The sequence below is a fragment of the Flavobacterium sp. genome, from assembly GCF_036405015.1.
Classification (GTDB): Bacteria; Bacteroidota; Bacteroidia; order Flavobacteriales; family Flavobacteriaceae; genus Flavobacterium.
Genome location: NZ_DASWYK010000052.1, coordinates 1 through 5,054 on the forward strand (window position 1 = coordinate 1; position 5,054 = coordinate 5,054).

Here is a 5,054-nt window from a genome sequence, read left to right on the forward strand (position 1 = left end):
ATTTTACAGTTGCTGTGGAAGATGTTTACCAAATGCACAATACAAGTGCTGTAATGCGAAGCTGTGAAGTTTTCGGGATTCAGGAATTAAATGTCATCGAACAACGTTTCGGAAAAAGAATCGATAAGGAAATTGCTTTAGGCGCACAGAAATGGGTTGATATTAACCGATTTGACTCAGTTTCAGGATGTCTTTCTGATTTAAAAAGTAAAGGTTATCAAATTATTGCGACAACTCCTCATGAAAAGGATTGTATGTTGGAAGATTTTGATATTACAAAACCAAGCGCTTTGTTTTTCGGAACAGAAAAAGAAGGATTATCACAAGAAATTATGGACAACGCCGATGGTTTCTTAAAAATTCCGATGGTTGGTTTTACCGAAAGTCTTAATATTTCAGTATCAGCTGCAATTATCATTCAAAATTTAACCAACAGACTTCGCAGATCCGATGTTAACTGGAAACTTACAGACGAGGAAATTCTCGTAAAACGTTTAGACTGGGCTAAAAACTCTATTAAAGATATTAAACGAATCGAAGCGCGATATTATCAGGATAATCCAAGAAATTAGATTCTAAGTTTCTAAGTTTCTGAGATACTAAGCAAAAAAAACTTAGAACCTTAGTGTCTCAGAACCTTAGAAGCTTAAAAAAAAATTATCTACCAAAAGTATGGTAATTATCTTCTGCGTATTTTTCAAAACGTTTTAATAAAACAATATTTTGTTGTTCGATTTTTGTCAATTTATCGGCAACGTTGGTTGAGATGGGAATGTACCATTCGACACCATCAAAAAACTGACGGACTGTTCTGGTTTTAAATGAAAGTCCGTGTCTGGCGTAAATGGTGTTTCTAAGAATTTCTAAATCAAGTTTTTTTAGGTTTTTAACATCAGATTCTTCGAGCTTTTGTGTTGATGAATTGATTTTAAAAATTTCTTGAGAGGCCATTCTGTAAAGAGTTGAACTATAATTTTCGTCTTCTTCATTAGATAGGGTATCTTCGGCTGTATTTTCTTCGTTTGATGGAGAACTTATTTTTTCCTCTTTTGGGTTTTCAAAATCAACATATAAATCCTCATTAGGAAGCATTACATTTGGGTCGTATTTGAATTCCTTTTTAACCAACTCGAATTTTCTTTTCGTAACTTCTTTTTTAGGATTGTAAGCTTTCCATATTCCAGAGATTAACGTATCGTTTACTACATCAAAATTAAAAACACCGTCATTTTTGTCATCTCCAGGTTCTTTGAGTGTAAAATGATAGGTATCTCCTCTTTTTGTCATAACACCTTTAAGCGGTCTGTTGTTTCCTGCTACGATGCTTTGTCCAATCACCTCTGTTGAGGTAATTTTTTTAATTACAATATTAATTGTATTACGATATCTTTCTTTTTCGGGTTTCGATTCATCGCGTTCTGCAATAATAAAATCACCGACCCAAGATCCGTACAAATCAGTTCGCAACTCTTCAGACTGTGCTATTTCTTTTTTATTTTCTGCTTTTTTCTCTTTAGAATTGCAAGAAAACAATAAAACCACAGCGAATAAATAAACTAGTTTTTTCATTTTTTTGATTGCTTATATAAATAATATTCTATGATTATTAAATTAGGAAGCCAGCCAAGCCAAGCGATAATCTGATAAACATCCATTGGTGCCGGATGAAACAGATTTACAAGAATAATTTTCCAAAGTCGTAATGTTATGGCTGAAAAAGTAAGAGCAAAACTGCGCATCATAAAAGCTTTGTGTTGCGTAATGTTTTGATTTTTTATAGAAGTAAAACCTTTTAGTGTAAAATAAAACCAAAGGATAGACAACGTGACAAAAGATATTTGAGAATAAAATCCACCGTTTGCAAAAACACCGATAAATAGTCCCGATGGAGCACTAAAAAATAATATGGTGAAAACATATAATCTTCCAATGTTCCTATGTATAGTTGGTCTTTTTTTTAATAAATAAGAATTGAATTGCGTAAATCCGGCAAGTAAAACGAAGATTGCAGAATAAACATGAATATAGAAGAAAATGATGTAAAGTGGTATTCCTGATACTTCTGTTTGTTTAATTTGAAGAAAAGCAACATCGGTTTTAAACGGAATGTATCGCAAAGTAATTTGAGCCATCAAAATAAAGAAAACGCCAAAACATATTGTGAGAAGTAGTGGCAGAGAAAATTTCAGATATTTTTTCAATGGTTCTTATTCGATTTTATTTCTAAACAAATGTATAGAAAAAAGCTTTTCACAAATTATACCAAAAACAAGATTGTTAAGATTTATTGTGTTAAAGAAAAATGTTCCTAAAAAAAATCCCTGATTACTATTTAAAGCAATCAGGGAATTATTTTTTGCCAATTCTGTTTAAAATAGCAGTAAAACTGATACTAGAACTTTGGCTGTAATTTTTTAGTTAACCAAAACCCAAGTTCCAGCAGCGATTAAAGCTTCTGCTTTTTTGAATTTCATTGTTTCTGTTTTACCAGTAGCAACTTCTTGAACTGTAACAGTATCGTTTCTGTTGATTTTTGGTGTGTCTCTAACAATTGTTTCTGTAACATGACGCTGTTGTGTTTCTCCAGCTTCACGGTTCATGCTTTCGCTGTTAGGGATTTCGTCTTTACTTAATTGTAAATTTTCTTTTGGACGAACAACTTCTCTTGCTTCGTGGATTTCAGGAGTGTTTTGAGCAGGTAAATCACCTTTGAATAAGAATGAAATAACTTCTTTGTTAACATTGTCCAACATTCCTCTAAATAAGTTGAAAGCTTCTAATTTGTAAATAAGCAATGGATCTTTTTGCTCGTGAACTGCTAATTGAACAGATTGTTTCAATTCGTCCATTTTGCGTAAGTGTTTTTTCCAAGCCTCATCCACAATCGAAAGTGTGATGTTTTTCTCGAAATCAGCAATTAATTGAGCTCCTTCGCTATCGTAAGCTTTTTGCAAGTCAGTAACCACATTTAAAGTTTTGATTCCGTCTGTAAATGGAACTACAATTCTTTCGAAATGATTGTTTGGCTCTTCAAAAACTCCTTTGATAATTGGGAAAGCTTCTCTTGCACTTCTTTCTGTTTTCTCTGTATAAAATGCTAAAGCTTCTTTGTATACTTTTCCAGTAACTTCGATATCAGATAATTTTAAGAAATCTGCTTCAGAGATTGGAGAAGTGATTCCGAAATAACGAATTAAATCAAATTCGTATCCTTTAAAATCATTTGCTACTTTATTGTTGCTTACAATTAATTCGCAAGTATCATAAAGCATATTCGCGATATCAAGTTTCAAACGCTCTCCGAACAATGCGTGACGACGACGTTTGTAAACTACTTCACGCTGCGAGTTCATTACGTCATCATATTCTAATAAACGTTTACGAACACCAAAGTTGTTTTCTTCTACTTTTTTCTGAGCACGTTCGATAGATTTAGTCATCATTGAATGCTGAATAACTTCACCTTCTTTTAATCCCATTCTGTCCATTACTTTCGCAACTCTTTCAGAACCGAATAAACGCATTAAGTTATCTTCAAGAGAAACATAGAATTGAGAACTTCCTGGGTCTCCCTGACGACCAGAACGACCACGTAACTGTCTGTCTACACGACGAGAATCGTGACGCTCCGTACCAACGATTGCTAAACCTCCTGCAGCTTTAACTTCTGGAGATAATTTAATATCGGTACCACGACCAGCCATGTTTGTTGCAATTGTTACAACTCCAGCTTTACCAGCTTCTTCAACGATTTGTGCTTCTTGCTTGTGCATTTTAGCATTCAATACGTTGTGTGTGATTCCTCTCATTTTAAGCATACGGCTTAATAATTCTGAAATCTCTACAGAAGTTGTTCCAATCAATACTGGTCTTCCAGCTTGTGATAATTCAGTAACGTCTTCGATTACGGCGTTGAATTTCTCACGTGTTGTTTTGTAGATATAATCTTCTTTGTCAATTCTTGCAATTCCACGGTTTGTTGGAATTTCAACAACGTCCAATTTGTAAATCTGCCATAACTCTCCAGCTTCTGTAACCGCTGTACCAGTCATACCTGCTAATTTGCTGTACATTCTGAAATAGTTCTGTAATGTAACAGTTGCAAAAGTTTGCGTTGCAGCTTCGATTTTTACGTTTTCTTTAGCTTCGATCGCTTGGTGAAGACCGTCAGAGTAACGACGACCATCCATGATACGACCTGTTTGCTCATCGACAATCATAATTTTATTGTCCATGATCACGTACTCAACATCTTTTTCGAATAAAGCATACGCTTTTAAAAGTTGAGTTAAAGTATGGATACGCTCGCTTTTTACACCAAAATCTTGGAATAATCTTTCTTTTGCTTCAGCTTCAGCGTCTTTGTCTAATTTTTGTTTTTCAATCGCAGCGATTTCTGTTCCAATGTCTGGTAAAACGAAGAAATCTGCATCAGTATCTCCAGAAAGGTATTTGATACCGTTGTCTGTCAATTCTACTTGATTGTTTTTCTCTTCAATCACAAAATACAAAGCTTCGTCAACTTTGTGCATTTCGCGATTGTTATCCTGCATGTATTGATTTTCAGTTTTTTGAAGCAATTGTTTAATTCCTTCTTCACTTAAAAATTTAATTAATGCCTTATTTTTAGGTAAACTTCTGTAAGCTCTTAATAATAAGAAACCTCCGTCTTTAGTATTACCTTCTTTGATTAATTTTTTAGCTTCAGCTAAGAAACCATTCGCTAACTGACGTTGTTGTGCAACTAAGTTTTCGATTTTTGGTTTCAATTCGTTGAATTCGTGACGATCTCCTTGTGGAACTGGTCCAGAAATGATAAGTGGAGTTCTAGCGTCATCAATTAATACCGAGTCAACCTCGTCGACAATAGCAAAATTGTGTTTTCTCTGAACTAAATCGCTTGGAGAATGCGCCATATTATCTCTTAAGTAATCGAAACCAAACTCATTGTTCGTTCCGTAAGTGATATCAGCATCATAAGCTTTCTTTCTTTGTTCTGTACTTGGTTGGTGATTATCGATACAATCTACAGATAAACCGTGGAATTCGAATAA

Annotated in this window: 4 protein-coding genes; 1 reads left to right on the forward strand and 3 read right to left on the reverse strand. The window is 34.1% G+C overall.

Features of this window, described 5'->3' with window-relative positions; translation table 11 throughout:
* Nucleotides 1-572: RNA methyltransferase (locus VGE71_RS04245; protein ID WP_331137183.1), on the forward strand; the 572-nt coding region annotated here is incomplete at its 5' end.
* 85 nt (nucleotides 573-657) lie between these two features.
* Here VGE71_RS04245 and VGE71_RS04250 read toward each other — a convergent pair.
* The 3 genes from VGE71_RS04250 to secA form a co-directional block, all read right to left on the reverse strand.
* Nucleotides 658-1,569: a YARHG domain-containing protein gene (locus tag VGE71_RS04250; RefSeq protein ID WP_331137184.1), complete on the reverse strand. Its 912-nt coding sequence runs from the start codon at nucleotides 1,567-1,569 to the stop codon at nucleotides 658-660.
* Nucleotides 1,566-2,132 carry a DUF2306 domain-containing protein gene (locus VGE71_RS04255; RefSeq protein ID WP_331137185.1) on the reverse strand — a complete coding sequence of 189 codons (567 nt, stop codon included), beginning with the start codon at nucleotides 2,130-2,132 and terminating at the stop codon, nucleotides 1,566-1,568. The genes VGE71_RS04250 and VGE71_RS04255 overlap by 4 nt, the downstream gene beginning before the upstream one ends.
* Before the next feature lie 282 nt (nucleotides 2,133-2,414).
* Nucleotides 2,415-5,054: preprotein translocase subunit SecA (gene secA, locus VGE71_RS04260; protein WP_331137186.1), on the reverse strand; the 2,640-nt coding region annotated here is incomplete at its 5' end.

Coding starts and splice junctions, on each gene's coding strand:
- VGE71_RS04250 (WP_331137184.1), bottom strand. CDS start 1,569: ATGAAAAAACTAGTTTATTTATTCGCTGTGGTTTTATTGTTTTCTTGC.
- VGE71_RS04255 (WP_331137185.1), bottom strand. CDS start 2,132: ATGGCTCAAATTACTTTGCGATACATTCCGTTTAAAACCGATGTTGCT.